General features: G+C 60.8%; 24 protein-coding genes. 6 read left to right on the forward strand and 18 right to left on the reverse strand.

The window, feature by feature from the left end:
• Positions 1 to 25: 25 nt before the first annotated feature.
• The 4 genes from ACYJRZ_RS06690 to ACYJRZ_RS06705 form a co-directional block, all read right to left on the reverse strand.
• On the reverse strand, positions 26 to 577 hold the full coding sequence (locus ACYJRZ_RS06690) for a GNAT family N-acetyltransferase (protein WP_459457331.1): 552 nt from the start codon (positions 575 to 577) through the stop codon (positions 26 to 28).
• A gap of 17 nt (positions 578 to 594) precedes the next feature.
• Positions 595 to 969 (reverse strand): DUF4180 domain-containing protein, encoded by a 375-nt coding sequence (locus ACYJRZ_RS06695; RefSeq protein WP_459457333.1) that lies wholly within the window; start codon positions 967 to 969, stop codon positions 595 to 597.
• A gap of 79 nt (positions 970 to 1,048) precedes the next feature.
• The gene (gene mug, locus ACYJRZ_RS06700) at positions 1,049 to 1,630 is read right to left on the reverse strand and encodes a G/U mismatch-specific DNA glycosylase (RefSeq protein WP_459457335.1); all 582 of its coding nucleotides are present in this window, start codon (positions 1,628 to 1,630) and stop codon (positions 1,049 to 1,051) included.
• Positions 1,631 to 1,754: 124 nt separating this feature from the next.
• A complete protein-coding gene (locus tag ACYJRZ_RS06705) occupies positions 1,755 to 3,260 on the reverse strand; it encodes an FAD-dependent monooxygenase (RefSeq protein ID WP_459457337.1) in 1,506 nt (501 codons plus the stop codon).
• 322 nt (positions 3,261 to 3,582) lie between these two features.
• Between ACYJRZ_RS06705 and ACYJRZ_RS06710 the strand changes: the two genes are divergently transcribed.
• Positions 3,583 to 4,023 (forward strand): hypothetical protein, encoded by a 441-nt coding sequence (locus ACYJRZ_RS06710; protein ID WP_459457339.1) that lies wholly within the window; start codon positions 3,583 to 3,585, stop codon positions 4,021 to 4,023.
• A gap of 143 nt (positions 4,024 to 4,166) precedes the next feature.
• On the opposite strand, the gene ACYJRZ_RS06715 is transcribed toward ACYJRZ_RS06710, so the two are convergent.
• The gene (locus ACYJRZ_RS06715; RefSeq protein WP_459457341.1) at positions 4,167 to 5,063 is read right to left on the reverse strand and encodes a LysR family transcriptional regulator; all 897 of its coding nucleotides are present in this window, start codon (positions 5,061 to 5,063) and stop codon (positions 4,167 to 4,169) included.
• A 269-nt stretch (positions 5,064 to 5,332) separates the two neighbouring features.
• Here ACYJRZ_RS06715 and ACYJRZ_RS06720 point away from each other — a divergent pair, with 269 nt between their 5' ends.
• Both ACYJRZ_RS06720 and ACYJRZ_RS06725 read left to right on the forward strand, forming a co-directional pair.
• Complete coding sequence (locus ACYJRZ_RS06720; RefSeq protein ID WP_459457343.1) at positions 5,333 to 6,067, forward strand: SDR family NAD(P)-dependent oxidoreductase; 735 nt, start codon at positions 5,333 to 5,335, stop codon at positions 6,065 to 6,067.
• A gap of 40 nt (positions 6,068 to 6,107) precedes the next feature.
• Positions 6,108 to 6,707, forward strand: coding sequence for an NADPH-dependent F420 reductase (locus ACYJRZ_RS06725; protein WP_459457345.1), 600 nt, complete (start codon positions 6,108 to 6,110; stop codon positions 6,705 to 6,707).
• A gap of 514 nt (positions 6,708 to 7,221) precedes the next feature.
• Here the strand turns inward: ACYJRZ_RS06725 and ACYJRZ_RS06730 are convergent.
• Positions 7,222 to 8,271 (reverse strand): aldo/keto reductase, encoded by a 1,050-nt coding sequence (locus tag ACYJRZ_RS06730; protein ID WP_459457347.1) that lies wholly within the window; start codon positions 8,269 to 8,271, stop codon positions 7,222 to 7,224.
• Between the two features lie 81 nt (positions 8,272 to 8,352).
• On the opposite strand from ACYJRZ_RS06730, the gene ACYJRZ_RS06735 reads away from it, so the two are divergent.
• A complete protein-coding gene (locus tag ACYJRZ_RS06735) occupies positions 8,353 to 8,916 on the forward strand; it encodes a TetR/AcrR family transcriptional regulator (protein ID WP_459457348.1) in 564 nt (187 codons plus the stop codon).
• Here the strand turns inward: ACYJRZ_RS06735 and ACYJRZ_RS06740 are convergent.
• A complete protein-coding gene (locus ACYJRZ_RS06740) occupies positions 8,878 to 9,531 on the reverse strand; it encodes an FMN-dependent NADH-azoreductase (RefSeq protein WP_459457350.1) in 654 nt (217 codons plus the stop codon). The two genes, ACYJRZ_RS06735 and ACYJRZ_RS06740, sit on opposite strands and share 39 nt — an antisense overlap.
• Positions 9,532 to 9,648: 117 nt before the next feature.
• Here ACYJRZ_RS06740 and ACYJRZ_RS06745 point away from each other — a divergent pair, with 117 nt between their 5' ends.
• Positions 9,649 to 10,548: a LysR family transcriptional regulator gene (locus ACYJRZ_RS06745; protein ID WP_459457352.1), complete on the forward strand. Its 900-nt coding sequence runs from the start codon at positions 9,649 to 9,651 to the stop codon at positions 10,546 to 10,548.
• 581 nt (positions 10,549 to 11,129) lie between these two features.
• Here ACYJRZ_RS06745 and guaA read toward each other — a convergent pair.
• The 3 genes from guaA to ACYJRZ_RS06760 form a co-directional block, all read right to left on the reverse strand.
• Complete coding sequence (gene guaA / locus ACYJRZ_RS06750) at positions 11,130 to 12,692, reverse strand: glutamine-hydrolyzing GMP synthase (protein WP_459457354.1); 1,563 nt, start codon at positions 12,690 to 12,692, stop codon at positions 11,130 to 11,132.
• Between the two features lie 103 nt (positions 12,693 to 12,795).
• Positions 12,796 to 13,437 carry a 5'-methylthioadenosine/S-adenosylhomocysteine nucleosidase gene (locus ACYJRZ_RS06755; RefSeq protein WP_459457356.1) on the reverse strand — a complete coding sequence of 214 codons (642 nt, stop codon included), beginning with the start codon at positions 13,435 to 13,437 and terminating at the stop codon, positions 12,796 to 12,798.
• A complete protein-coding gene (locus ACYJRZ_RS06760; protein ID WP_459457358.1) occupies positions 13,434 to 13,883 on the reverse strand; it encodes a PaaI family thioesterase in 450 nt (149 codons plus the stop codon). The genes ACYJRZ_RS06755 and ACYJRZ_RS06760 overlap by 4 nt, the downstream gene beginning before the upstream one ends.
• Before the next feature lie 164 nt (positions 13,884 to 14,047).
• Between ACYJRZ_RS06760 and ACYJRZ_RS06765 the strand changes: the two genes are divergently transcribed.
• A complete protein-coding gene (locus tag ACYJRZ_RS06765) occupies positions 14,048 to 15,121 on the forward strand; it encodes a DUF2252 family protein (protein WP_459457360.1) in 1,074 nt (357 codons plus the stop codon).
• Between the two features lie 101 nt (positions 15,122 to 15,222).
• Here the strand turns inward: ACYJRZ_RS06765 and ACYJRZ_RS06770 are convergent, their stop codons facing one another.
• The 8 genes from ACYJRZ_RS06770 to queG form a co-directional block, all read right to left on the reverse strand.
• On the reverse strand, positions 15,223 to 16,314 hold the full coding sequence (locus ACYJRZ_RS06770; RefSeq protein ID WP_459457362.1) for a DUF1513 domain-containing protein: 1,092 nt from the start codon (positions 16,312 to 16,314) through the stop codon (positions 15,223 to 15,225).
• A gap of 5 nt (positions 16,315 to 16,319) precedes the next feature.
• A complete protein-coding gene (locus tag ACYJRZ_RS06775) occupies positions 16,320 to 17,531 on the reverse strand; it encodes an imelysin family protein (protein WP_459457364.1) in 1,212 nt (403 codons plus the stop codon).
• Positions 17,531 to 19,090: a di-heme oxidoreductase family protein gene (locus ACYJRZ_RS06780; protein ID WP_459458667.1), complete on the reverse strand. Its 1,560-nt coding sequence runs from the start codon at positions 19,088 to 19,090 to the stop codon at positions 17,531 to 17,533. The genes ACYJRZ_RS06775 and ACYJRZ_RS06780 overlap by 1 nt, the downstream gene beginning before the upstream one ends.
• Positions 19,091 to 19,135: 45 nt before the next feature.
• Positions 19,136 to 20,425, reverse strand: a complete 1,290-nt coding sequence (locus ACYJRZ_RS06785) for an imelysin family protein (RefSeq protein WP_459457366.1) — start codon at positions 20,423 to 20,425, stop codon at positions 19,136 to 19,138.
• A gap of 221 nt (positions 20,426 to 20,646) precedes the next feature.
• Positions 20,647 to 21,936, reverse strand: coding sequence for an RsmB/NOP family class I SAM-dependent RNA methyltransferase (locus ACYJRZ_RS06790; RefSeq protein WP_459457368.1), 1,290 nt, complete (start codon positions 21,934 to 21,936; stop codon positions 20,647 to 20,649).
• Positions 21,937 to 22,146: 210 nt separating this feature from the next.
• Positions 22,147 to 22,515 carry a septal ring lytic transglycosylase RlpA family protein gene (locus ACYJRZ_RS06795; RefSeq protein ID WP_095433727.1) on the reverse strand — a complete coding sequence of 123 codons (369 nt, stop codon included), beginning with the start codon at positions 22,513 to 22,515 and terminating at the stop codon, positions 22,147 to 22,149.
• A 397-nt stretch (positions 22,516 to 22,912) separates the two neighbouring features.
• A complete protein-coding gene (locus tag ACYJRZ_RS06800; RefSeq protein ID WP_459458669.1) occupies positions 22,913 to 23,785 on the reverse strand; it encodes an SDR family oxidoreductase in 873 nt (290 codons plus the stop codon).
• The gene (gene queG, locus ACYJRZ_RS06805) at positions 23,785 to 24,942 is read right to left on the reverse strand and encodes a tRNA epoxyqueuosine(34) reductase QueG (protein ID WP_459457370.1); all 1,158 of its coding nucleotides are present in this window, start codon (positions 24,940 to 24,942) and stop codon (positions 23,785 to 23,787) included. Before queG ends, ACYJRZ_RS06800 begins: the two co-directional genes overlap by 1 nt.
• Between the last annotated feature and the right edge of the window lie 3 nt (positions 24,943 to 24,945).

Here is a 24,945-nt window from a genome sequence, read left to right on the forward strand (position 1 = left end):
CCATGTGCTGCAAAGGTCGTTCGCTCTATTCCTTCGGCCTCTGGCGAGGGCGGGAAAACAGCAGCGTATCCTTGTCGTTCAAACGTACCGGCTTCGGATCGTGATAGCCGGCCTTTTCGGCAACACGGATCGAGGCGTTATTATCGGGTGAGATCAGGCAGACGCTGCGATCAAATCGCGATTGCTTGTCGAGCCAGACGACGGCGGCGGCCAGCGCTTCCGTGGCAAAACCTTGGCCGTGTGCCCATGCCGCCAGCGCCCAGCCGGCCTCCGGAACACCTCGGATCGACGGCTCCATGACCCGATGAAAATCGGCAAAGCCGAGATCGCCGACATATCGGCCGGAAGATTTCTCGCGGATTGCCCAATAGCCATGTCCGAGCAGCGGCCAAAGGCCGTGATAGGACAGCATCCGCATCCATGATTCCCTGGAAGCGGAGACTACATTGCCGAAAATATGCCGCACGACCAGAGGATCGCTCCACATGCCGGCAAGTGGCTCGAAATCGTCAAGTGTATGTCCGGTGAGGATGAGTCGTTCGGTTTCCAGTCTCGGCGGGGAGAGCGTCAGCTCCATGAAGACAGACCTTTGATCTAGCTATGCGCGTTTTGCTGAAGGCGCTGTGCAAGCGCATCGAGATCAGGCAGGAACCAGACCTCACGTCCCTTGTTGGATTCGTAGACGAAATCCCGCAGGGCATTGCTGGCCTCGACCCATCGGGAGACGTCGCCGATGATGACGAGTTGGGCGCGATAGTTGACGAACTTCTGGATGATCGCGCCCGCGATGCGCGTCGAGAGCTGAAAGAACTCCCCGCTCAGCCGCGATATCGGAACGGCCACCAGCTGGGCTTCGGCATCCCAGGCAGCGCTGATCCAGTCATTCACGTCCTTCTCTCCGGCAAGAAGCGGGCCGTTGTCATGGCCAATGACGACTTTTCGGCCGGAGAAGTCTCGGATCGTGTACATGGGTTCGACTCTGGCTGATTTCGAAAAGGGATTCCGCTCTCCTTCCGTGTGGCCGGGAGCTTTTCATTGGCTGGAGCGGTCATTTAGTCCGATCTCCCTCGTGTTCAATCGCCAATTTTACCTCGCGATAGTGCTCTGTCAGTTTCGCCAGATCGAACGCCCGATTGAGGCCGCTCGGGTTCGGTAGCACCCAAATCGAGGCGTCGGCAAATTTTTCTGCTTGCCGCCCCCATTCAACATTGGCCTGAAGGCTGATGGCGGCATAGGCCGCTTTTCCGAGAAACGCCAGATTAGCCGGCGCGAGCTTCCTGATCTTTCCTTCGAGCACTTGTGCGGCGGCAATGTAATCGCTTCTTTTCAGCTCGCTGGCGCTTTTCGTCGGGCGGGAGACGGCCGATGTCAGGCCGAGGCCATATTGCAGCATTTCGCGCTCTTCTTCCGCGCGCAGCAGGCGAGGGGTGAAGCCGGCAAGGTGCAGAACCCGCCAGAAGCGGTTGCTGCGGTTCGAGAAATTATGCCCGTCGCGATGGGCCGTAAGCGCGGGGTTCAATCCGCAAAAGACCACGGGGAGGTGCGGTGCCAGGATTTCGGCAAGCCCGCTTGCTTGCTCCGGTATGTCTATCGGCTCATTCAGGATCTTCGTTGGGGCATCGTCCTGCATCCCGGATTTCCTGCGAAAGCGGCGGCAAGCGCGCCGCCTTCGTCATGCTAGCCGATAAGCGTCGCATCGGCCAAGAGCCAATATGCTTGATCTCTGCCCGTCTGAATAATGCGGCCTCCCCGCATTACGCAACTTTGGGCGGGCCGAACCACATTGTCAGAGCTTCTGTAAGCCCCAGCTGGGTCTCCGCTCCAACCCACGCCACATATCCGTCGGGCCGTATCAATACTGCAGTGGGTGCATCGACCGTGCCGATCGCCGGAAGCTCCCATGGTCCGGCATAATGGGCGTCGATCGATTGCACGCGATCCTCCCAAGGCGCGATATCGAAGCTGCCTGCCTCGCCGAGATTGAGCCGCACCGGCTGGCCTCTGTGCAGCAGCTCGAACAGCCGCAGCGAGCCATGCGCGGTGATGAGATCGAGATCGGGCATGCGGCGGCCGAGCAGCGGATGTCCCTCGCCGAGATCGTAGTGAATATCCAGGCCCGACATCATCGCGGCATAGCGCCTGCGCGGCTCATCCATGGCGAGGCACTCGGCCATCGTCTCACGCAGGATCTGCGTGCGTTCGTCAGGACGGCGTAGCGCGACCGAGACCAAGGTGTTGCGCAGCACGCGGGCGGCGATCGGATGGCGCTCGGCGTGATAGGTATCGAGCAGGCTTTCCGGCGATATGCCCTTGATCACCTGGGCCAGTTTCCATCCGAGGTTCACGGCATCCTGCAAACCGATATTGAGACCCTGTCCGCCATCCGGCGGATGGATATGCGCGGCATCGCCAGCGAGCAGCACGCGGCCCTTGCGATAGGATGCCGCCTGTCGCGCCGCATCCGTGAATCTGGAAATCCAGCGAGGGTTATGTGCGCCATAATCGGTTCCATAGACGGCAATAAGAGCGTCGCGGAGATCGCTGAAGGTTGGCTCGCTTGAGGTTTTCAGCTGCCGCTCGGTCAGCATCGCGCCGATCGGTCCCGCGTCTGGGTAAATGATCTTGCCATCGCGGATTTCATATTCGAACCTACCGAGCGAATGCATGCCGAGCGCATCGTGACGAATGCCCAGCTCCGGCTCCTCGGTCATGTCCACCTCGGCGATCAGATTGCTGACGGTCGCATCCCAGCCGGGAAAATCGATGCCGGCGGACTTGCGGATCAGGCTGCGCCCGCCGTCGCATCCGACCAGATAGTCCGCTCGCAGCGTCGTCCCATTGGACAAACTGACATCGACGCCACTGGCGTCCTGCGCGAAGCCGGTGACCTCCATGCCGTAGTGGATAGGCACGTCGAATTTGCCGATCCAGTCGGCAAGGATGCGCTCTATGTGTTTCTGGCGCAGGCCCAGGCCGTAATTGTGCCTGGTGGGGAAGTCGCTGATATCGAGGCGCACCGAGGCGAAGCTTGCGACCTGGGCTATCTGTCCCTGTGAGAGAAACCGATCGGCAATGCCGCGCTGGTCGAGAATTTCGACGGTGCGTGCATGCAGTCCGCCGGCGCGCCAGCCGACAAGCTCCTGATTCGCACGCCGCTCGATGATCGCAACGTCTATGCCGGCCAAGGCCAGTTCACCCGCGAGCATGAGCCCTGTCGGACCTCCGCCGGCAATAACCACCGCATGTTTCGTAACAGGCATATTCATATCCATGCTCCCGCTTTTTCGGTTTGCGCCGGCATTTGTACGGGAGGAGCCGGGTCTTGACGCAAGTCCCTTGTGCGCCACATATGGAAACTAGAGAGAGCGAATATCCGTTCTCATGGTTGAATAGCGACCCGCGAAATCCTTCGCGAAACGTCTGCCTCCCCATCAAACAAGATATTTGATCCGCGCCCTAACGCGTTGTTATTACGTGCTTTGGAACCAAAGGTCCTGCGAGATCGTTTGTCTTTGACTTTATACGACGCTGACGTCGTGCCCGGCCGGCTGGGTAAGCGGCGCATTTGAGGAGCAGCTCATCATGAATATTTCATCCGGATTTCGATCGGTCGCGGTTGCCGCCATCGCCGCTGCGGGAATTGGCTTTGCCAGCGCGGCACATGCCGATAGCGGCACGATCCGCTTCTCCGTCTACAAGGCGGCTTTCTTTGTCGGCGGTTCCGGAGGCGAGGGCACGTTGACCTTCCATGGCAAACGCTATCCAATCTCGATCGGCGGCATCTCCGGCGGCCTCGCCTTCGGCGCCTCCAAAACCTATTTCCAGGGTACTGTGCGCAATATCCGCCGCGCCCGCGATGTGGCTGGCGTCTATGGCGCCGCAGGTGGCGGCGGCGCGGTGGGCAAAGGCGCCCAGATGATCGTCATGACCAATGACAAGGGCGCCAAACTCGAGCTCACTGGCAGGCAGGTCGGCCTCCAGGTCAATGCCGATATCAGCGGCTTGAGCATTACTGTGAAGTAAGGGCGCGAAATTATCTGAGGGCCTGATTTGCTGAACTGGCGATCAGGCCTTCGTTCTCGAAAAGCTGTCCAAAAAGGGTGTGCGTCCTTCTTATCCCCACTCGATTGTTCGCATCTCACCCAACCTTCACATGCACACACGTGTCAGTCGCGCGATATAGACAGCCCCGTGAGAAGCGGAGCGTAGGCAGCAAGCCTGCGGGATATGAACTCAGTGAAGAGCCGCACGCGCTTTGTCTTGCGTGTCTCCCCGTGCGTGAGAAGGAAGACCGTTCCGTACATGTGCAGGGCGGTGCCCGGCACTCTCGCCAGTAGGGGGTCGGGGTCTCCGACGAAGCACGGCAGTGTCGTGATCCCGAGCCCTTGCCGTACAGCAGCAATCTGCGCTTCGCCGTCCGTGGTCCTGAATTGGACCCCTGTGGCGCGAACCTCACCTTCGCTGGCCCAGTCCGGAATTCCATGAGTGCTTATGACGATCCAGCGGATGGGATCAGGCGCGCCCGCACGCCACGCGGCCAGTCGATCGCAGGACATGTAGACACCGCCGAACACCTCCGGTCCCTTCAGGCCGTGAAGATTGAGCGGCAGGGTTTTGCGGTCGTAGACGACGCGGATCGCCACGTCGGCCTCTCGGTTGGTCAGATTCGCCAGCTCGCCGGACGACAAGATGTCCATCTCGATGTCCGGATGCAGACGCGCGAAATCGGCGAAGTCCGGCATAAACAGGTGTGTCGCGAGGGGCGGCGCCAGCGTCACTCGCAGAAGCCCGCGCACGCTCTGATCGCGCCCAAAGACGCGCGTTTCCAGCTGATGGGACGACGTTTCCATCTGATTCGCGAGCTCAAGGACCTCCTCGCCCGCAGCGGTCAAGCGGTAGCCGGAAGGTAGCTTTTCGAACATCTGCGCCCCGAGATGTTCCTCGAGCTGTGCGATGCGTCGCAGCACGGTCGAGTGGTTCACTCCGAGGCGCTCGGCGGCAGCCCGCACTGAGCCTCCGCGCGCCACGGCAAGAAAATAGCGAATGTTATCCCAGTCGATCATGGTGCAATCCGGCACCACATGGTGCGCTTCCCAAAGCCGGCGTCCAACGCATCGTATCGCTGTACGGGCAGTCTTCATAGCTTATGTTGGCGCATGCGGCCCATACGGAGCAACGAATACCGATCGTCGCAGCTGGCGTCAGTCATCCTAGCCTGGATGGATTCTGCACCACCCATATGCGCGCTTCCACACTCAACAACTGACGCCGGCGGACCCATTTCGAGGTTCTCTGAGGCAGATACTGTCTCGAGATTACGAAAGGAGAAGTCATGGGAAAGCTTGAGAGTAAGGTTGCAGTCATCACGGGTGGTTCAAGCGGCATGGCGCTGGCGAGCGCCAAGCGGTTCGTTGAAGAGGGCGCCTACGTTTTCATCATGGGCCGGAGGCAGGAGGCGCTCGACGAGGCTGTTAAGCTGATCGGCCGGAATGTAACCGGCGTGCGCGGCGACGCGTCCAATCTCGACGACCTCGACCGCTTGTTCGATACGGTCAAGCGGGAAAAAGGCAAGATCGACGTTCTGTATGCGAGCGCCGGCACGGGCGAAGCCGTCCCGCTGGGCGAGATTACCGAGCAGCATTTCGATGTGACCTTCGGCCTGAATACGCGCGGCACGCTGTTCACGGTGCAAAAGGCCTTGCCGCTGTTCAACGATGACGGATCGATCCTCATGACCGGATCGGTTGCTTCGCTCAAAGGCTTTCCTGGTTACAGCGTGTATGCGGCGAGCAAGGCGGCCTTGCACGCATTCGCACGCGGATGGCTCAACGAGCTGAAGGGCAGGAATATCCGGGTGAACGTGCTGCACCCGGGGCCGATCGCCACACCGATGCAGGATCAGGTTCTCACCGAGGAGGCGAAGCAAATGTTCGAATCCCTGATCCCGCGGGGAAAGATGGGGCGTCCAGAGGAAATTGCGACGGCCGCTCTGTTTCTCGCTTCAGACGATTCGAGCTTCGTGAACGGGCTGGAGCTGTCTGTCGACGGAGGCTTCTCGGCCATCTGAAAGGCCGGGAGTCGATACCAACACGGATCGGAGAAGTATCATGAGCTATGCAATTATCGGCTTCGGAGCGGTAGGCCAAGCACTCGCCCGAGCGTTCGCCCGTAGGGAAATCGAAGTCGCCGTCGCGAGCCGCCGGCCGCCGGAGGCATTGGCGCCTCAGGCTCGGGCGATTGGACCCACGATCGTCGCCAAGTCGCTGCGGGATGCAGTCGACGCTGACACGATCATCTTGGCGGTCCCATTCGGGGAGCACCGGGAGGTTGCGAAGGTCCTGCCGAGCTGGAAAGGCAAGACAGTCATCGACGCGACGAACGCGTTGGTTCCCTTGGAGGAGCTGGACGGCCTTCCGTCCTCCGCCTTCGTCGCCAAGGCGTTCACCGACGCCAAGCTCGTGAAAGGGTTCAATCATCTGGTTGCGGCCAAGCTGGCTGCCGATCCGATCGTCGAAGGCGGGTACCGGGTTGTCTTTCTGTCGAGCGACGACGAGGATGCGACTGCTCCCGTGGCTGCCTTGGCCAAACAACTCGGGTTCGCACCCGTCAAGCTTGGAAAGCTCAACGAGGGAGGCGCGCTGGTGCACGCGCGTGATCGTATCTGGGGGCAGCTCATCTTCCAGGATTTGTTCAAGAAGGAGCAGTAATCGATCTATGACCGTATGATCGATGCCGAGAACTGGTCGTGCGCGCTACCTTCTTGGAGCAGTGCGCGACCGAATATCTGAAAGCGACAAAGTCGCGAAAATTGGAGTGGCCTGAGAGCGGCGGATCCGCGGATCGCCAAGAATCTATCGGCTGCTGCCGAAGGCGTGCCATTCGCCCGAGTGCATTCCGCTATGCGATGCTAGTTCTTGTTCAAACCCAAATTAAGCATTCGATCTAGCTACATTTCTTCGTCGCATTCGTTGTGAGGAACCGGCAAACGTACCGTGAAATTCATACGATGTTGTTTTTGCTCACGTATTTTCGAAGAGATTTTTTGGCAATCCACCAGCGATTGATGTCTACCGCCTCAAGAACTCGTCAAAGCTGTAATTGCTCGCACTGACTGGCCATAGAGAAAGTGCCGTCACGCGATTTTGGCGACTATGCATTGGAAGGCTAGCTACCGTTCCAGGCGCACACGCGCCTAATACAAGGGACCGGAAGCGGACGGACCTAAACGAGAGGAGCATCCCTTTTGAAGCCAGTCGATGCTTCGATGGAGCGATGCAACAAGGCCGGAGTGGATATTCCCTGCTGATCCAGGCGGGGCGTGTAAGCCTTCTCGAGCCGCTCCGCTTCCTCGTCGCTCAATACGACGGATAGCGAAGCCACCGCATCGTCGATGTGCTTGGTCTTCAGTGCGCCCACGATCGGCGCGGCGACCACGCGATTTCGACGTAACCACGCCAGGGAAATCTCGGCGGCGCCGACATCACGTTCCGCAGCGATGGCATTTACCGCTTCGACGATTGCCCGATCGCTGGCCGCCGTATCCGGATTTTGCTGGGCGCCGGACGGTTCGGTCTGCGTCCGCTTCGTCGTCGCCCCCCATGGACGGGCCAATTTCCCGCGCGCGAGCGGACTGTAGATCAGGGTCGACACACCCTCATCGACACAGAGCGGGATCATCTCGCGTTCTTCTTCGCGTGCGACCAGATTGTAATTGTGCTGCATGGAGATGAAGCGCGCCCACCCGTTGGACTTCTGGATGTGCAGCGCTTTGGCAAACTCCCACGCCTTCATCGACGACGCGCCGAGATAGCGTACTTTGCCCGCTTTCACGACGTCGTGAAGCGCTTCGAGCGTTTCCTCCCACGGGGTCAGCTGGTCTCGGCGGTGTATCTGGTAGAGATCGATATAGTCCGTACCGAGCCGCCGCAGGCTGTGATCGATTTCGGCCATGATGGCCTTGCGCGATAGCCCGATCGCATTGGGGCCGTTGCGTGTCGCGCCCGCAACCTTCGTGGCGATGACGACGGCATCCCGGTTCACGAAACCCTTGATCGCGCGCCCGAGGAATTCCTCGCTTGTGCCGGTGGAGTACATGTTGGCTGTGTCGAAAAAATTTATCCCGGCCCTGAGGGTATGATGGATCAACTCCCGGCTCGAGCTTTCTTCCACTGACCAGGCCGGATGGCCCCTGGCCGGATCGCCGAACCCCATGCAACCGATGCAGACGGGCGACACGTCGAGTCCCGAATTGCCGAGCTTTACATATTGCATAAATGCCTCCACCGTATAGAAACGGACATATGTCCGATTTCTCGATATGGATATGGACAATTGTCCGCTTAGTCAAGGCTCATGACCCAAACCCTTAAGCGTCGCGCCGACGCCCGCACCAATCGCGACCGTATCCTGGCTGTCGCACGAGACGCCCTTGCAATCGATCCAGCGGCCTCGCTGCATTCCATCGCCAAGGCGGCGGGCGTGGGACAGGGCACGCTGTACCGCCACTTCCCGACCCGGGAATCGCTCGTCCTCGGCATCTATCGTGATAGTATAGACGAGCTGGTGAGCCTCGCACCGTCGCTCCTCAAGGCGTTCAAGCCACTCGAAGCCTTCCGAAGATGGGCGGAGCGGTTCGTCGATTACGGCCGCAAGAAGCACGGTGTCGCGGATATGCTGCGGGCCGCCATGACCGACCAAGACTTCCGGGAAACCTATTGGCCCATGGTCGACGCCGTCAGGCTTCTGATGGACGCTTGCGTCGATGCGGGCGAAGTTTCGAAGCCGGTCGATGCCGAGGACTTTCTGCAGTTGCTCGCCTTGCTCACCCAACTACCGCCTACAGCGGAAGGCACAGCACGCAGCGAGCGCCTGCTAAAGCTAGCCTTCCACGGCCTGGAGCGAAGTGAGGATCACTGAGGCTGCCGCAGCGCTATTGAGCTTCGGAATGACGGCGTCTATGAACGTGTCCATCGTTGCTTCACCCATATCCACGGCCTTGGCACCTTCGCCATGGATAACCCTCACGTCGGTGATGCCGAGGACGTTGAGAATGGCCTTGAGGTATCGCGGCGCAAAATTGAGGTGGTCGATGGGCGAGGCCTCGCCATAGATGCCGCCGGACGCCAGCACCACAGTGGCTTTCTTGCCGATCAGCAGCCCCTTGCCGTCGAAGCCAAGCGTTACGCCCTTGCGCACGATGTGATCGATCCAGGCTTTGAGGCTGGCCGGGATATTGTAGTTGTAGACCGGCGTGGCGATGACAAGCTCGTCCGCTGCCAGCAGTTCGGCAACCAGCGCATCCGAGAGACGCAGTTGCTCGACCATGTCCGCGGTATGGGCATACGGTGGCGTGAAATAGGCCGACAACCACGGCATGGTCACATGCGGCAGCGCATCCACGGCCAGGTCGCGCCGCACGACTGCGCCATCCGGATGCATCTCGAGCCAATTGGCGACAAAGCGTTTCGTCAGCTGACGGGAAATCGAAGCCTCGCCGCGCGCGCTGGTTTCGACAACGAGAAGGTTGGGCATGGCGTCCTCGAGGTTTTGGGCTAAACAGCCGTGACAGATGCAGACGATATAAGGCTTTCCATCCAGCGGCGGGAGCGATAATAAATTGATTATCTCTATCGGCTACTGTGATGGATCATGATCGGAAGTCTCAGCCTCGACCAGTTGCGCATCTTGGTGACCATTGCTGATGCCGGCAGCTTTTCGGCGGCCGGGCGGCAATTGCGCCGCGCGCAATCGGCAATCAGCCAGTCGGTGGCAACATTGGAAGCCGCCCAGGGCGTCCAGCTCTTTGACCGCAGCACCCATCGCCCCCGCCTGACTGAGACGGGCCGGGTTCTGGTCGATCTGGCTCGGCTGGTGCTTTCGAGCGCGGCCCGTTTCGAAGCCGTCGCGACCGGGGCGCGAGGCGGGGTCGAGCCCGAGCTCGCCCTGGCCATAGATCCGCTGGTGCCCACCGGCCCGCTCATCGAAAGCCTGCGCGCGCTGCACCAGGCCTATCCGCATCTTGCCGTCAGCTTCTCGACCGAGGGCCTGGGTGGGGCGCTGCGTCGTTTGCGCAGCGGCGACGTCGCACTGGCCTTTTGCTTGCTGCTGCCGGTGGCGCCCGGGGATGTCGTGGCTTCGCCACTGCTGCGTGTGGCGCTGACGCCCGTGGTCAGCGCCGAACACCCATTGGCAGCGCTTGGTCGTCCGGCAACCCGCGCGGACCTGGAGCGCCATATCCAGCTGGTCCTGTCCGATCCCGTCGATCGGGAAGCGAACAATTACGGCCTGGCCATCGCCACGCGGTGGCGCTTTGTCGACCTCGGCCGCAGACTGGATTTCCTGCTGGCTGGCTTCGGCTGGTGCCGGATGCCGGAGCATCTGATCGCCGATCATCTCGCAGCCGGCGATCTGGTTCGGCTCGAGCTGGCCGAAGATGCCCGTGACCCGGCAGACGCCCTAACCATTTACGCCGCCCGCATGGCGGACCATGAACCTGGCCCGGCCGGCCGGTGGCTCCTTAACGATTTGCAGGTCCGGCTGTCGCTCTGATCCGGTCAAACACTTGTCGTCAGTACGCCTAATCTCTAAGAAATACCGGAAGAGCCGCGATGAACACGGTCAAAGTCGGCTCTTCGGTGTTACTCGCACCGTCGCCAACGTCCGCAATGGGTCGGTTGCAGTCATTGCCAATCTTCAAGAGATATAGGACTGTAACGTGGAATCGGCGATTGTCAGCACCGCGTGTAGCGATGCGGTGATTGGCGGCGAAATCGCGCCATAGAGAGCAATCAGCGGCTAATGGCGGACCGGGCGGGATTCGAACGCGTATACCGAAATAATCGGCAGGCATTCAGATGCGTCATAAGCAATGTCAGCTTTTAGAAGTTGGACAATGCAGCTTGATGTCCGATTTGCGGCGCAAAGCAGACCCGCCGTTGTGCACGCTATTCCACGCCAGAATACTCCCGCCCGCCGAAGTGTCTTTACATCCTCCAGGGAGTGCGCGCAGATCGATCCCACAAACAACGACAGAATAGGCTTGCACAATGGCAGCCAAAGACGGACGAGAACGGCAATTAAGCGACGACGAAAACACCGCCGAAACTACGCTATTGCCGTCTTTGTATCCCTCACTCCCACTCGATCGTGCCGGGCGGCTTCGACGTCACGTCATAAACGACGCGGTTGATGCCGCGGACTTCGTTGATGATACGAGTCGCGGCGCGGCCGAGGAATTCCATGTCGTAGTGATAGAAATCCGCCGTCATGCCGTCGACGGACGTGACCGCGCGCAGCGCGCAGACGAATTCGTAGGTGCGGCCGTCGCCCATGACGCCCACGGTCTGGACCGGCAGCAGCACGGCGAAGGCCTGCCAAATCGCGTCGTAGAGGCCGGCCTTGCGGATTTCGTCGAGATAGATGGCATCCGCTTCGCGCAGGATTTCCAGCTTCTCGCGGGTGATGCCGCCGGGGCAGCGGATTGCGAGGCCGGGGCCAGGGAAGGGATGGCGGCCGATGAAGCTGTCGGGCAGGCCGAGCTCTTTGCCGAGCACGCGCACTTCGTCCTTGAAGAGTTCGCGCAGCGGCTCGACGAGCTGCATCTTCATGCGCTCCGGCAGGCCGCCCACATTGTGGTGCGACTTGATGGTGACCGAGGGACCGCCGGTGAAGGAAACGCTCTCGATGACGTCGGGATAGAGCGTGCCCTGACCGAGGAAATCAGCGCCGCCGAGCTTCTTGGCTTCTTCCTCAAAGGTCTCGATGAAGAGGCGGCCGATGATCTTGCGCTTGGTCTCAGGGTCGGAAATGCCCTCAAGCTCGCCGATGAAGCGGTCGGAGGCATCGACATGCAGCAGATGAAGATTGTAGTGCTCGCGGAACATGGCGACGACGTTTGCCGCCTCGTCCTTGCGCATCAGGCCGTGGTCGACGAGGATGCAGGTCAGCTGATCGCCAACCGCTTCGTGGATCAGCAGTGCGGCAACGGAAGAGTCGACGCCGCCGGAAAGAGCGCAGATGACGCGCTTGTCGCCCACCTGGTCGCGGATCGCCTGTACCGCCTTGGCGCGATAGGCCGACATCGACCAGTCGCCCTTGATGCCGGCGATATTGTGGATGAAGTTGCCGATCAGCTTGGCGCCATCGGGCGTATGCACGACTTCCGGATGGAACTGCACGCCGTAATATTTGCGCTTCTCGTCGGCGATGAAGGCATAAGGCGCGTTCGAGGACGTCGCGACCACTTCGAAACCTTCCGGCAGCGCGGTAACGCGGTCGCCGTGGCTCATCCATACCTGATGGCGCGAACCGTTCGACCATAGCCCTTCGAAGAGAGCGCAGTCCTTGTCCACTTCCAGGAAGGCGCGGCCGAATTCGCGATGGTGGCCGCTCTCGACCTTGCCGCCGAGCTGCATGCACATGGTCTGCTGGCCGTAGCAGATGCCGAAGACCGGGATACCGCTGTCGAAGATGATCTGCGGCGCCCGCGGCGAGCCTTCGTCCACGGTCGAGGCTGGGCTGCCGGAGAGGATCACGGCTTTCGGCTGCAGTCGCTTGAAGCCGGCTTCGGCGGATTGGAAGGGAACGATCTCGCAGTAGACGCCCGCTTCGCGCACGCGCCGCGCGATGAGCTGCGTCACCTGGCTGCCAAAATCGACGATGAGAACGGTATCGGGATGTGCTGTCTGGGTCATGGCGAGCCTTTAATGAAAAGCGCATTCCCTGGCAATCGGGCAAATCACGCAAGGGCCGATTTTATTGTCCCGATTGTCCCTAATTTCCGTGACTTTGGGCCGATCAGAACCAGAATACGCCGTCTTCCAGCGCCGTAAACAGCCCATCGACAGCGTAGGAGAGTTTGCGGTCGATCACATGCAGATATTCCGTCCAGTCGGAAATGTGCTGCAGATCGACCTTCCCGTCGGAAATGCCCCGCAACCCGATCAACGGCAGTCCGTAGGTCTGGCAGGCGCGCAGCACCGCGAAGGTTTCCATGTCGACCATGTCGGTGCCGATGCGCTCATAGGCCTCCGCGCCGGAGACGATATTGGCGCCGGTCGAAAGGCTGCCCTCGGCAATGGTGGGGATGCGCAACGGCAGCTCGATCGTTGCCGGTAGGTCAAGGAAAGGCGTGCGGCCCCTTTCGAAGCCGAGCGGCGAGGCATCCATGTCGCGGTAGGAAACCGAGGTGACTTGGTAGACTTCCGTCTGCTCCAGTTTGGCGGAGCCGGCCGAGCCGAGCGACACCACGAGATCGGGAAGGTCATCCTGCGCTTCGAGCTGCGCGAAGGCGCGGGTGAGCGCGATCGCCGCTTCCACCGGCCCGACACCGGTCATCAGCGGGTCGATGCGTGAGCGCAGGAACGGCCCATATTCTGCCTCAGCCGCCATGACGAACAGGATCGATTTGCCCGATACCCGCTTCAGTTCGAATTTCATCCGCTAATTCCCTCTCTGCCCCGGATGACCATCATCGTTCCAGTCATCGAGGCAATCAGCTTGGCCGGCCCGTCGCCGATGGCATAGCCGCGGCCGTCGGCGACGATGATCGTGGTGCCGGGCTTGGTGACATCGCCGCGAAACAGGAAGCGCTCGCCGCGCCCAGGCGACATCAGATTGACCTTGAATTCGATCGTAAGGATCGACGCGGAGGGATCGATGACACTGTAGGCAGCAAAGCCGCAAGCCGAATCCAGCGCGGCGGCGATGATCCCGGCGTGCAATATGCCATGCTGCTGCGTCAGCTTCACATCGAACGGCAGCTCGATCTCGACCGTACCGTGTTCGACGCGCGTCAGTTCCGCACCGATCGTCGCCATTGCAGCCTGCCGCGCGAAGCTTGTCCGGATGCGGGTCCGAAAATCGCCGTTGTCTGCCTCTGTCATATCGTCCCCTTTTCGCGGGTGCGAAATTGGCACGGAGAGGCCGTTTGGACAAGGGACATCTATCGCGAAAGGAAAGCTTTTGGGTTTTGCCGCCGCTGTCGAATTTCCTCAATTACGGCAGCATGCTATCCCAGGTAAGAGAATTCGCGGCAAGGAGCATCGGGATGACGACCATCCTGCAATCGGTAACAGCTTACGAAAGCTGGATGCGGGCACAGCTCGGCGGCGATCTGGTCGAGGCGGGTCTGGAAAAGAAGCACAAGCTGATGAGGGGCGGCAGCTTCCCCTTCCTGCGCGGAACCTATTGGCGCTGGGCCGAGACGATTCTCGACCTCTGCCCCGACCTCAAGGGCGCGCCGCAGATATTGGCGATCGGCGATATGCATTTGGAGAATTTCGGCACCTGGCGTGACGAGGAGGGGCGGCTCGTCTGGGGCGCGAATGACTTTGACGAGGCGGCTGTCATGCCCTATGCGCTCGATCTCGTGCGCCTTGCGGTGAGTGCGATCTTGGCGCGCGGCAACAATGGGCCAACGCCGCGGGTCGTTGCCGACAACATCCTCGCAGGCTATCGCCGCGGCTTGCGCGATCCGTCTCCCGTGGTTCTCGAACGCGATTACAAGTGGCTGCGCAATGCCGTGCTGCTCGAGAATGCCGAGCGCAAGGCGTTTTGGGAAAAATATCGCAACCTGCCACCGGCAGACGCTGCCGTTCCCGGTCGTTACCTCGACGCGCTGCGTAAAGCCTTGCCGGATCCGGCGGCAACTTTTGAGCCGAAGCCGCGCCTCGCCGGGACCGGCAGCCTCGGCCGGCCGCGCTTCGTCGCCTATGCCGAATGGCGCGGCGGGCCTGTGCTGCGGGAAGTCAAAGCCTTGCTGCAATCCGCCTGGTCGCTGAAGCACGACCCTTCGAACAAGGCGATCCGGACCGGTATCATCGCCGGCGGACGGGCGCGTTCACCCGATCCGCGATATCAGGTGGACGGATGCTTGCTGGTGCGGCGTTTATCGCCGAATAGCCGCAAGATCGAGGTCGACGGCGATGCTGAGGTGCTGCTATCGCCGGATAGGCTGGATCTGATGGGCTTCGAGATTGCCAACTGTCATGCCAACGATGCTTCGCTCGTTCCCGGCATTCTGGCCGATCTCGAGGCGCGAGGTAGCGATTGGTTGCGGACAACTGCCAAGGCGGCGGCTGCAGCCGTCACGGCGGAGCAGGCGGAGTTTGCTCGGCGTTGATGCGATGCTGGGACGAAGTCTAGGCTCCGAGTTTGTGGAGGAGGTATCGGAGGCGGCACAAGCTCAATCGCAACAGAGCGACAAGAAAAATCCCCGTCCCATCAGACGGTAGGCCGCCTGATCCGCACGATATGCTGATCCCAGGCCACATCACTGTGCTCTCTCAGGAAATCGCCGTCGTAGGAAGAAATGGCGAACCCGCGAGGAGCCGGTGCGATCCCGGCTGCATCGGCGATGCTTTCCACCTTCAGCACCTTGCCGGTCTTCGCATCCAGCGTCACCGAGGTTCCCCCGATCGGCGAGGTGACGCCGACGAGGTTCTCAGCGCGATTGACGGCAATCGCGCCGACGTAATTGCCAAGTGCTCGCGTCGTCTCGTCGGGCAGGGTGACAAAGGTCAGGTCCTCGCCTCTCGCGAAATGGCCGACAAGCGGCGGCAGGTCGTTGCGATGCCCTTCATATTGACAGGCGAACCAGACCCGGCCACTGGCATCGATGTCGACATGACGGGTCGAGACCTGCGCATATTGCGCCGGCAGCGTATGCTTTTCGATCAGCTGGCCGCTCGCGGCGTCGATCAGCGTCAGCGACGGTTCCATGTGATCGAGGTTGAGCTTGGTGCGGCCGAAATCCGGATGCGTCTCGATACCGCCATTGGCGACGATCAGGAACTGGCCGTCATCGGAAACCGTCATGTCGTGCGGGCCGACACCATAGGTCTCGTATTCGCCGATGCGGGCGAAGCGGTTGCTGCTGTCATAGAGCCCAATGATGCCGCGATTGTTGTCGAAATCATTCTCACTGGCATAGAGCAGCCTGCCATCGGGCGAAAACGTGCCGTGCCCGTAGAAATGCCGACCTTCTCTGGCTGAAATGACGATGGGCTCGGCCTTGTTCCAGGGATCGAAGATCATCGCATAGGTGCCGGGCCGGCGCGCGAAGGCGACGGTCTTGCCGGTCGCCTTCGAAAAGGCCATGCCGTGGGCGCGTGCGGGCAGGGCGACCTGATCGATGATGCGCCCTTGTTCGGTCACAGTCGCCACTGCAAAAGAGCCGTCGGCGGCGCGGATGCCGGACGCATAGACAGCATCGGCCCGCTCCAGCGCCATCAAGGCACCGGGCTTCAACGCTGCGAGGAAGGTCAATCCCGCCGCCTTGACGAAGGCTCTCCGATCGATGGGGCCGCTGCGCATCGCCCTCAGTCCCCGTCTGCGAAGGAGAAGCCGGCCGAAAGGCCGATGGCGCCGCCGTATTCGTCGCTGAAGCTGGTGGCGAGGTCGCGGCTGACGGAGAGCAGCTTGTCGATCTTGGCGCGTTCAGCATCGTTGCCGATGGCGGCCTCAATATCCGGATTGATCGATGACGCTGTCGTTGCAAGCTCGTTCAGGAGGCCGTCGATCTTGGTGGCGACGGCGCGCTTGTCTGCCGGCAGCAGGCTTGCCATGTCCGCCTTTTCCCAGAGCGTCTTCAGGCCCTCGATATTGCCCGTGAACGAGGTCCATGTATTGGCCGAGCGCCAGTAGATCGCCATCTTCGGCCGCGCCGCCGCCGGTTCGCCCTTGTAGAAGGTTTCCAGCCGCTGGTCGCGAACATTGGCGGCGCCATGAACGAGGATGCCGAGCAATGCGGTGACGGCTTCCTTGTTGTCCATGAAATCGTCGCTGGTCTTGCCGGGAAACTTCCAGGATTTCTGCACGCCGTCGGGCGCATCCCATTCATCGGCGATTTCCTTGGCGGTGTTTTCGATATTACCGGCGACCGCCGCGCCATAGCGGCAACGGAAGCTCTGCTTGTCCTTGCCGAGGACATCGGAGCCGTTGCCGAAGAGCACATATTCCAGCGCCGTCATGCTCATCAGCGCCACGCTCTTGCCGGCGACTGCCTCGACGGTCGTGTCCTGCTCGTCCGCCTTGGCGATCAACGCCTGTACCTGCTTGAGGCCTACGCCCTTACGGTCGGGATAGAAGAGGATGTGCTCGAAGCGGTTCTGTTCGATGATCGGGCCGGTGTCGACGATCTCGATGCGCGACCAGCTTTTCACGGTATTGCCGAAGGCGGCCTTGGCGCTGGAAAGCCTCGCGTCCGTTGGGTCGGCGCAAAGCGCCTTCATTGCCGCCGTAAGCTTCGATGTGGAGTCGTGCATGGTGCGGTAGCCCGGGCGAATGACATCGTCCACCGCCTTATGCAGAGTGGCCGGCACCGCCGCTTCGTTCAGGCCGGCGCCAGTGGTACCCTCATCCACGGCGTAGGCAGGCAAGGCCGCAACGGTCAAGAGAAGACTGGCGGCCAGAGCAATTCCAGCAAAAGTGCGCAGCGGCGTTGCGTCCGGAATTGCGTGAAAACAATGGGACGGAGCGTTTGCGTGACTCCGTTTAGAGCGGAAATGCTCCGGACGTTTCCATTGGCGCATCAGAGGGACTCCAGAAAGTTGATGAGGGCTTGCCGGTCATCCTTCGAAAGACCGGCGAATGCATTGCGGGCTTTTTCCGCCTCTCCTCCATGCCAGAGGATGGCTTCGGTCAATGTGCGGGCGCGGCCGTCATGCAGATAGGCCTGCCGGCCGCTCACCGCCTGCGTCAGCCCTATACCCCAGAGCGGCGGCGTGCGCCAATCGCGGCCGGATGCCACGCCCACCTGCTGTCCATCCGAAAGGCCTTCGCCCATGTCGTGCAGCAGGAAATCGGAATAGGGCCAGATCAGCTGGAAAGCCTGCGGCGAATCCTTGCCCTCACTGCTCTTCAAGCCGTCCCGCGTCACAAATTTCGGTGTGTGGCAGGTCGCACAGCCGGAGCGGTAGAACATGTCCTTCCCGTGCAGCACGGCGGACTGGTTTGTCGAGCGGCGGGCGGGTACGGCAAGATTTTCGGAATAAAAGGTGACAAGAGGCAGCACCGGGTCCGGCGCCTCCGTGTCGCCCAGCCGCTTCTGCACACCGGTCGGCATGGTCAGGCAGCGGACTTCCTTGGGGGTGCAATCGCCATAGGCGTTCGGCCGGTCTCGTGTCGAAATGCCGATATCGGCGGAAAAGGCGTCGGCCACCTGGTCGCGCACGGTCGCGTTCTGCGCCTTCCAGCCGAAACGACCGAGCGCGATCTTACCCGTGCGATGATCTCGAACGATGGCGGGGCGGCCGCGAATGCCGGTGCCTTTCCTGTCGTCCGGGTCGGCATTGGCGAGAATATCGGCATCCGGAATGGCCTCGATCAGGCCGAGGCCTATCATCGCTGGTGCGACGCGTGGCGAAATGGTGGTGCTTGCATCCATCGGCCCGTAGGTAAGATCGCTGACGCCGTAATGCGGCTTGCGCAAGGTCACGGCTTCCCCGCCGGTCAGCGTCACAGTCTCCTCGGTATAGCTGACGGTCACCTTGCCTTCGGCGGCGAGGCCAGGAACGGCAAGATCCTGCAACTGTGCCCCATAGGTCGAATCCGGAAAATTGAGCGCGTGAAAATCCTTGACGGCCTGCTCTTCGTCCGACGTCACGGCGGGCCGCGCAAGGCGCAAGACCATAGAGGTCGCGGCAGCGCCTGCTTCCTCAGGCGGATGGCCGCGTCCATCGCGGATATGGCAGCTTTGGCAGGAGCGGGCATTGAAGAGCGGCCCTAGCCCGTCGGAGGCCTGCGTGGAGGAAGGGGCGGAGACCCATAGCTTGCGAAAAAGCGCGTTGCCGAGATGAAAATCCTGGCCCTGTTGCTGGTCTAACTTGGCCGAGGGTTGCGAGAAGATATCGCGCGTGACCTTGTCGGTCGAGGTCAGGCCGCCGCCCTGCATCGTCTCATAGGGTTCAGCCTTGAGAAAATTGCTGGTCGCGCGGGTCACGTCGCGCACACGCTTCAGTTCCTCGGCAGAGAGATCGCTGCGCGTGGTCGGAAAATTGAGGATGTCGGCAGCTGCCAGCGTGATGGAAAAAACCAAAAAACCCGCAGCAAGGGCGGGCAAAAGGGCGCGATTGGCCGGTAAACCTGTCATAGGTGTCGGAGTGGCGGCGTCTGATTGCGCCGCCACTCTCCCTCGTTACTTCTTCTTGAAGACGGAGTTCGGATTGTCCAGGCTGTCCGAACCTTCGAGCTTGATCGTACCGAGATCGAGAGCGGCGATGACGCGCTGGATGCTCTTCGTCTGATCGAGCAGGCCGTCGATGGCCTTCTGTACCGTCGCGTTGCCTTCCTTGTTGCCCTCGCCGATCATCTGGTCGTATTTCTCGACCGTCTCGCCGCGATGCACCATCGCCTTCATGGCAGCAAGCGTCGCGTCGAGCTTGCCTTCCATTTCCTTGTCCAGCGCCGGATCCTTGGCCTTGACCAGATCGTGCAGCGACGGACCCTTCATCTTGGTGCCGTCGATGCGGGTGTAATTGCCGTTATAGGCAGCCGCGATGCCGATGGCGTCGCCACTGTGCTCGTTATAGGTATTGTCGGAGAAGCAATCCTGCTCTTCTTCCGGATCGTGCAGCAGCAGGCCGAGCTTCATGCGCTCGCCGGCAAGTTCACCGTAGGAGAGCGAACCCATGCCGGTCAGGATGGTTGTCAGGCCTGCCTTCGGATCGGCTTCGACATGCTTGGTGGCTTCGCCGTCCGGCGCCCACTTGTCGGTCATCTCCTGCAAATCCGAAACTAGCAGCGTCGAGGCGGACTTCAGATATTCGGCACGGCGATCGCAATTGCCGTGGGTGCAATTCTTCAGATCGTAATCGGTAGGGGGACGTTCGCCGGCGCCGGCACCCGTGCCATGCAGGTCCTGGCCCCACAGAAGGAACTCGATGGCGTGGTAGCCGGTCGCGACATTAGCTTCGACGCCGCCGGCCTGATGCAGCGTGCCCGACAGGAATTCCGGCGTCAGATGCGAGGCATCGACATCCTTGCCGTTGATTTTGATCGTCTTGTTGGCGATGACATTGGCGACGTAAAGCGAGTTCTCATCGCTTTCCGTGCCATAAGAGGCGTCGACATAATCGATCAGACCCTCGTCCAGCGGCCAGGAATTGACCTTGCCTTCCCAATCGTCAACGATCGGGTTGCCGAAACGATAGACCTCCGTCTGCGCATAGGGAACACGAGCCTTGATCCAGGCCGCACGTGCCGCCTTCAGCGTCTTGTCGCTGGGGTTGGCGAGTAGCGCGTCGATCGCCTTGTCGAGTGCTTTCGCCGTCGTCAGCGAGTCCTGATACTTGGCGTGTGCCAGGTCCGCATAATGCTTGAGGACGGCGGCCGGCTCGGGAGCGGCTGCGAGAGCCGGCAGGCTGAATGCGGCGGTCGTGATCACGGCCACCGCGAGCGCGGCGCCAATTCTGTTTTTCAGTTTCATGTTCCTCTCCTGTGACAGCGGGGGGCACCGTCAAAACTTGGCAATTTGTGTCATGTATGAAAAACAAACTTGTGTCAAATGCTCTAGTTTGGAACGATTTTAAGGCGAGGAGCCAAGGATTTAACGTCGCAAGCAAAATGGATTCGCTTGCGAATGCGCAGATGTGGGGCGTTTGATATTGCGTCAGCAGGGCGGCGAAAGCAGGCTCGTTCGCCGCCAGCTCACATCTTCCGTTGAAGGCGGCTGAAGAAGAAGCCGTCGGTATCGGTAGAGGCCGGCGTCAGGGTAATGGTCTTACCGTCAGAGGAGCGGGGCTTTGCGGCATCCTTGCCGAACAGCGTCTCCCAGGAGCTCAGGGTTTCCACCACTTCGAAATCCGGATTCTGGGCGACGAAACGGTTCACCTGCACCTCATTTTCCTCCGGCAGCACCGAGCAGGTAACATAAAGCAGCGTCCCACCGAGACGGACGAACTCGGCGGCCTGCGCCAAGGCTTCCTGCTGCTGGCTGGTGCGTTCGTCGAGATTCTTCTGCGTCAGCCGCCACTTGGTATCGGGACGGCGACGCCAGGTGCCCGTGCCGGTGCAAGGAGCATCGACCAGAACCTTGTCGAACTTGCCGCGCAGTTGGAGCAGGCCGTTGCGCTCGTCATGGACCTGAACGTTGCGGGTGCCCGCTCGCTTCAGCCGCTCGATGATCGGCGCAAGCCGCCGCCGGTCACTGTCATAAGCGTGGACCTGGCCCTTGTTGTGCATTGCGGCCGACATCGCGAGCGTCTTGCCGCCGCCGCCGGCGCAATAATCGAGCACCTGATCGCTTTCTTCAGGCAGAACCAGATCGGCGACGATCTGAGAGCCCTCGTCCTGCACCTCGAACCAGCCCTTCTGGAACGAAAGTTCGGCTGTGACGTTCGGCAGGCGTGAGGCGCCTTCGCCGGCCGGAATTCGGATGCCGAAACGCGCGATTTTCGATGGCTGCCCGCCGGCGCGCTCCAATGCCTTCACGACCTTGGCGCGGTCGGCCTTCAGCACATTGGCGCGAAGGTCGAGCGTCGGGCGCTCGGCAAGAGCCTTCGCCTCGGCAAGCCAGCCATCGCCGAAGGCTTGGCTGAAGGAGGGCTCGACCCATTCTGGAATATCGCCCTGGATATGGAGGGGAGCGTCTTCGAGCTTGCGGGCAGCAAAGGCGGCCAATGTTTCGGCGCTCGGCGCCTCGGGTGCGAATTTGTCGCCATCCAACTCGGCAGCCAGCGCCTCCGGCGTCAGGCCCCATTGGCGGAAGAGCACGGCGTGGGCAAGCGCAGACGCGCTGTCGTCTTCCATCAACCAGGCATGTGAAAGCCGCATGCGCAGGGCATCATAGACGATGTTGCCGATCGCCGCCCTGTCGCCGGAGCCGGCGAAGCGGTGGGCAAGGCCCCAATCCTTCAGGGCGTCGGCCACCGGTCGCTTGCGCGCTTCGATATCGGCAAGAACTTCGATGGCCCCCTGCAATCGGCCGCCCAGACGCATTCACACTCTCCTGCTTGCGCATGACCCGGAACCCGTTGGAGCTCATCTTGGGACTCTGCGCCCTACCAAAAAAATCGCTGACGACTCGCCAACCCGTGCAGGCAATGCCCATGGCGGCGGATTTTGAGACGTCTCAATCGCGTGGTAGCCGCGATTGGCCGAGAGAGCAAGCGTCATGCCGATTTGCCGGATGGTTCCGGCTTTCGGCGATTACTTCGAGGCGACGACCTCATAACAGACTTTGGCTGTACCCGAAGCGACCATGCCGATGTTCTGTGCGGCAGCGCGGGAGAGATCGAGAACACGTCCGCGAATGAAAGGCCCACGGTCATTGATGCGAACGACGACGCTGCGGCCATTGTGCTTGTTCGTGACCCTGAGACGCGTGCCGAAGGCGAGCGAACGATGGGCGGCAGTAAGATTTCTGGAACTCATGCGTTCCCCGGAAGCAGTCTTGGAGCTTCCCCCGTACCATGAAGCGCCTCCGCAGCCAGCGGATGCAAATGCCGGAGTCGAAACGACAGCAAATGAGGCGGATATAGTTGCGGCGATTGCCAAAGAACGTGCGATTTTCTTCAAACCGATTTTTCCCTCAAGCTATTGAACTTGCGCCCTGGGTAGGCGGCGGGGCTTAAATCAGGCCAAAAATGGCGAAAAAGTGCCACTATCGATCACGGAATGTTACGATCTGTAACATTTGTGATGTTAAGGGAATACTATGGCTATTCGGCGGATTTGCTTGTTTGTGGAAAAAACCCAATAAAATCAGTTAAAAATGGAACGAATTTTCTCGTAAGCATCGGCCGATGCCAAGCATCACAAAAATCGGAAAAATAATTTTCCGGCTTTGCCATAATCGCTGCCGCATTTGTGCAATTTTAGAGGTCGTTAACCATAAATGCGGAGCAAATTGAACTAGACCAGCCGGCTAAGTAGGAATTTTCGTGCGATTTCTCATGGCGTTCAAAGCGGTTTCTCAGCCCCGCCACGCTCCAGAGGACCATAATTCGGCGAGCGACATACGATACTCTGGGTAGCGGAACTGGAAGCCGAGCGCGCGCAGTTTCCCGTTCGAAACGCGCTTGTTCTCGCCATAGAAGGAGCGTGCCATCGGCGTCAGCTCAGCCGTTTCGAAAGGCTGTTCCGGTGGTGGTTCGACGCCCATCAGGCGGGCAGCTTCGACAATGACATCCTGCGGCGGCGCAGGCTCGTCGTCGGTGACATTATATATGCCGCCGAGCTTGCGATCGGACAAGAAGCGGGCGCAGGTGCCGATATCCTCGACGCGGATGCGATTGAACACCTGGTTCGCCTTGATGAGCCGCCGCGCGGTTCCCTTTTCCAGATTGCAGAAAGCATTGCGGCCTGGGCCGTAAATGCCGGAGAGCCGCAGCACCGCGACGGGAAGGCCAAGCCGGATGCCGACGCGCAGCCAGCCGTCTTCCGCTTCTACCCGCTCGACCGAGCGATCAGCGACCGGATGCAGCGGGGTCTGCTCGCTGACCCAGGCGCCTTTGTGGTCGCCATAGACGCCGACCGTCGAGAGATAGCAGATCCATTCCAGCTTCGGCATCAATGCCTTGAGATCGAGCTGCGCCAGCCGCAGCAGCGGATCGCCTGATTTGCCCGGTGCGATCGACTGCACCAGATGCGTCGCTCTTTGTATCGCCTCGGCAAGAGCCGGGTCGAGGGTCTCACCATCGAAGACGAAAGCCTCGATGCCTTCCTTCGTCAGCTGTTCGGCCTTTTCGGCGGAACGGGTGGTGCCGGTGATGCGAATGCCGGAGCCGGCGAAGGCCTTGGCGATGGCCGTTCCGGAATAGCCACAGCCGAAAATCATCACATGCATCACGATACCCCTGCCAGTTTCCATTCGGCGTGAACCTCTTCGTCCGCCTCGTCATGTCTTTGTGCCGCAAACGCACGGAATTCGCCAGCCGTCATCAGCCGCGATAGCGCCCAGACCGCCATGCCGCGCACGGTGGGCGAGGGGTCTCCGGCGAGTTGGCGACATCTCTCTATAAGGGAGCGATCACCCGAATTGCCGGCCGCGATCAGCACATTGCGGATGAAGCGGTCGCGGCCGATGCGCTTGACAGGCGAGCCGCTGAAGAATGTGCGGAAAGCCGCATCGTCCAGATCAAGCAGGAACGCAATCGACGGCTCCTTGAGATCGTCCCGCGCCACCAATTTCATTTCCGAGGCGGCGCTCGCGAACTTGTTCCAGGGGCAGGCGGCAAGACAATCGTCGCAGCCATAGATGCGGTTGCCGATCAACGGCCGAAGCTCCGGATCGATCGGCCCCTTGTGCTCGATGGTCAGATAGGAAATGCAGCGACGCGCATCGAGCTGATAGGGGGCCGGGAAGGCAGCGGTTGGGCAGACGTCGAGGCAGGCCCGGCAGGAGCCGCAATGGTCGATCTCCGGCTCATCCGGTTCGAGATCGGCCGTAGTGAACATCGAGCCGAGGAAGAGCCAGGAGCCGAAGCTGCGGCTGACGAGATTGGTGTGCTTGCCCTGCCAGCCGAGACCGGCAGCCTCTCCGAGTGGCTTCTCCATGACAGGCGCCGTATCGACGAAAACTTTGACGTCTTCCTTCGAGCGCGCCGCGAAGCGGGTGGCGATCTCCTTCAGCCGTCCTTTTATGACATCGTGATAGTCGCGGTTTCGGGCATAGACGGAGATTGCCGCCTTGTCCTGCTTTTCCAAAATGCCGCGCGGATCCTCATCGGGACCATAATTCAGGCCGAAGACGACGATGGACCGCGTCTCGCTCCAGAGTACGCGCGGATCGCTCCGCCGATCGCGCGTCTCTTCCATCCAGCCCATGGTGCCGTGATGGCCTTTGTCGAGAAACTGGCCGAGACGGATGGCCGCTTCGGGAATGGCATCAGGCCTGGTGATGCGACAGAGATCGAAACCCTGGACACGCGCTTCCTCTCGCAGGAAAGCGGTCAGTGTGTTTCTACGCTTGTCAGCTTTTACCGCTTCGCGATCATCGGGCATATC

The sequence above is a fragment of the Rhizobium sp. No.120 genome (genome assembly GCF_054558365.1).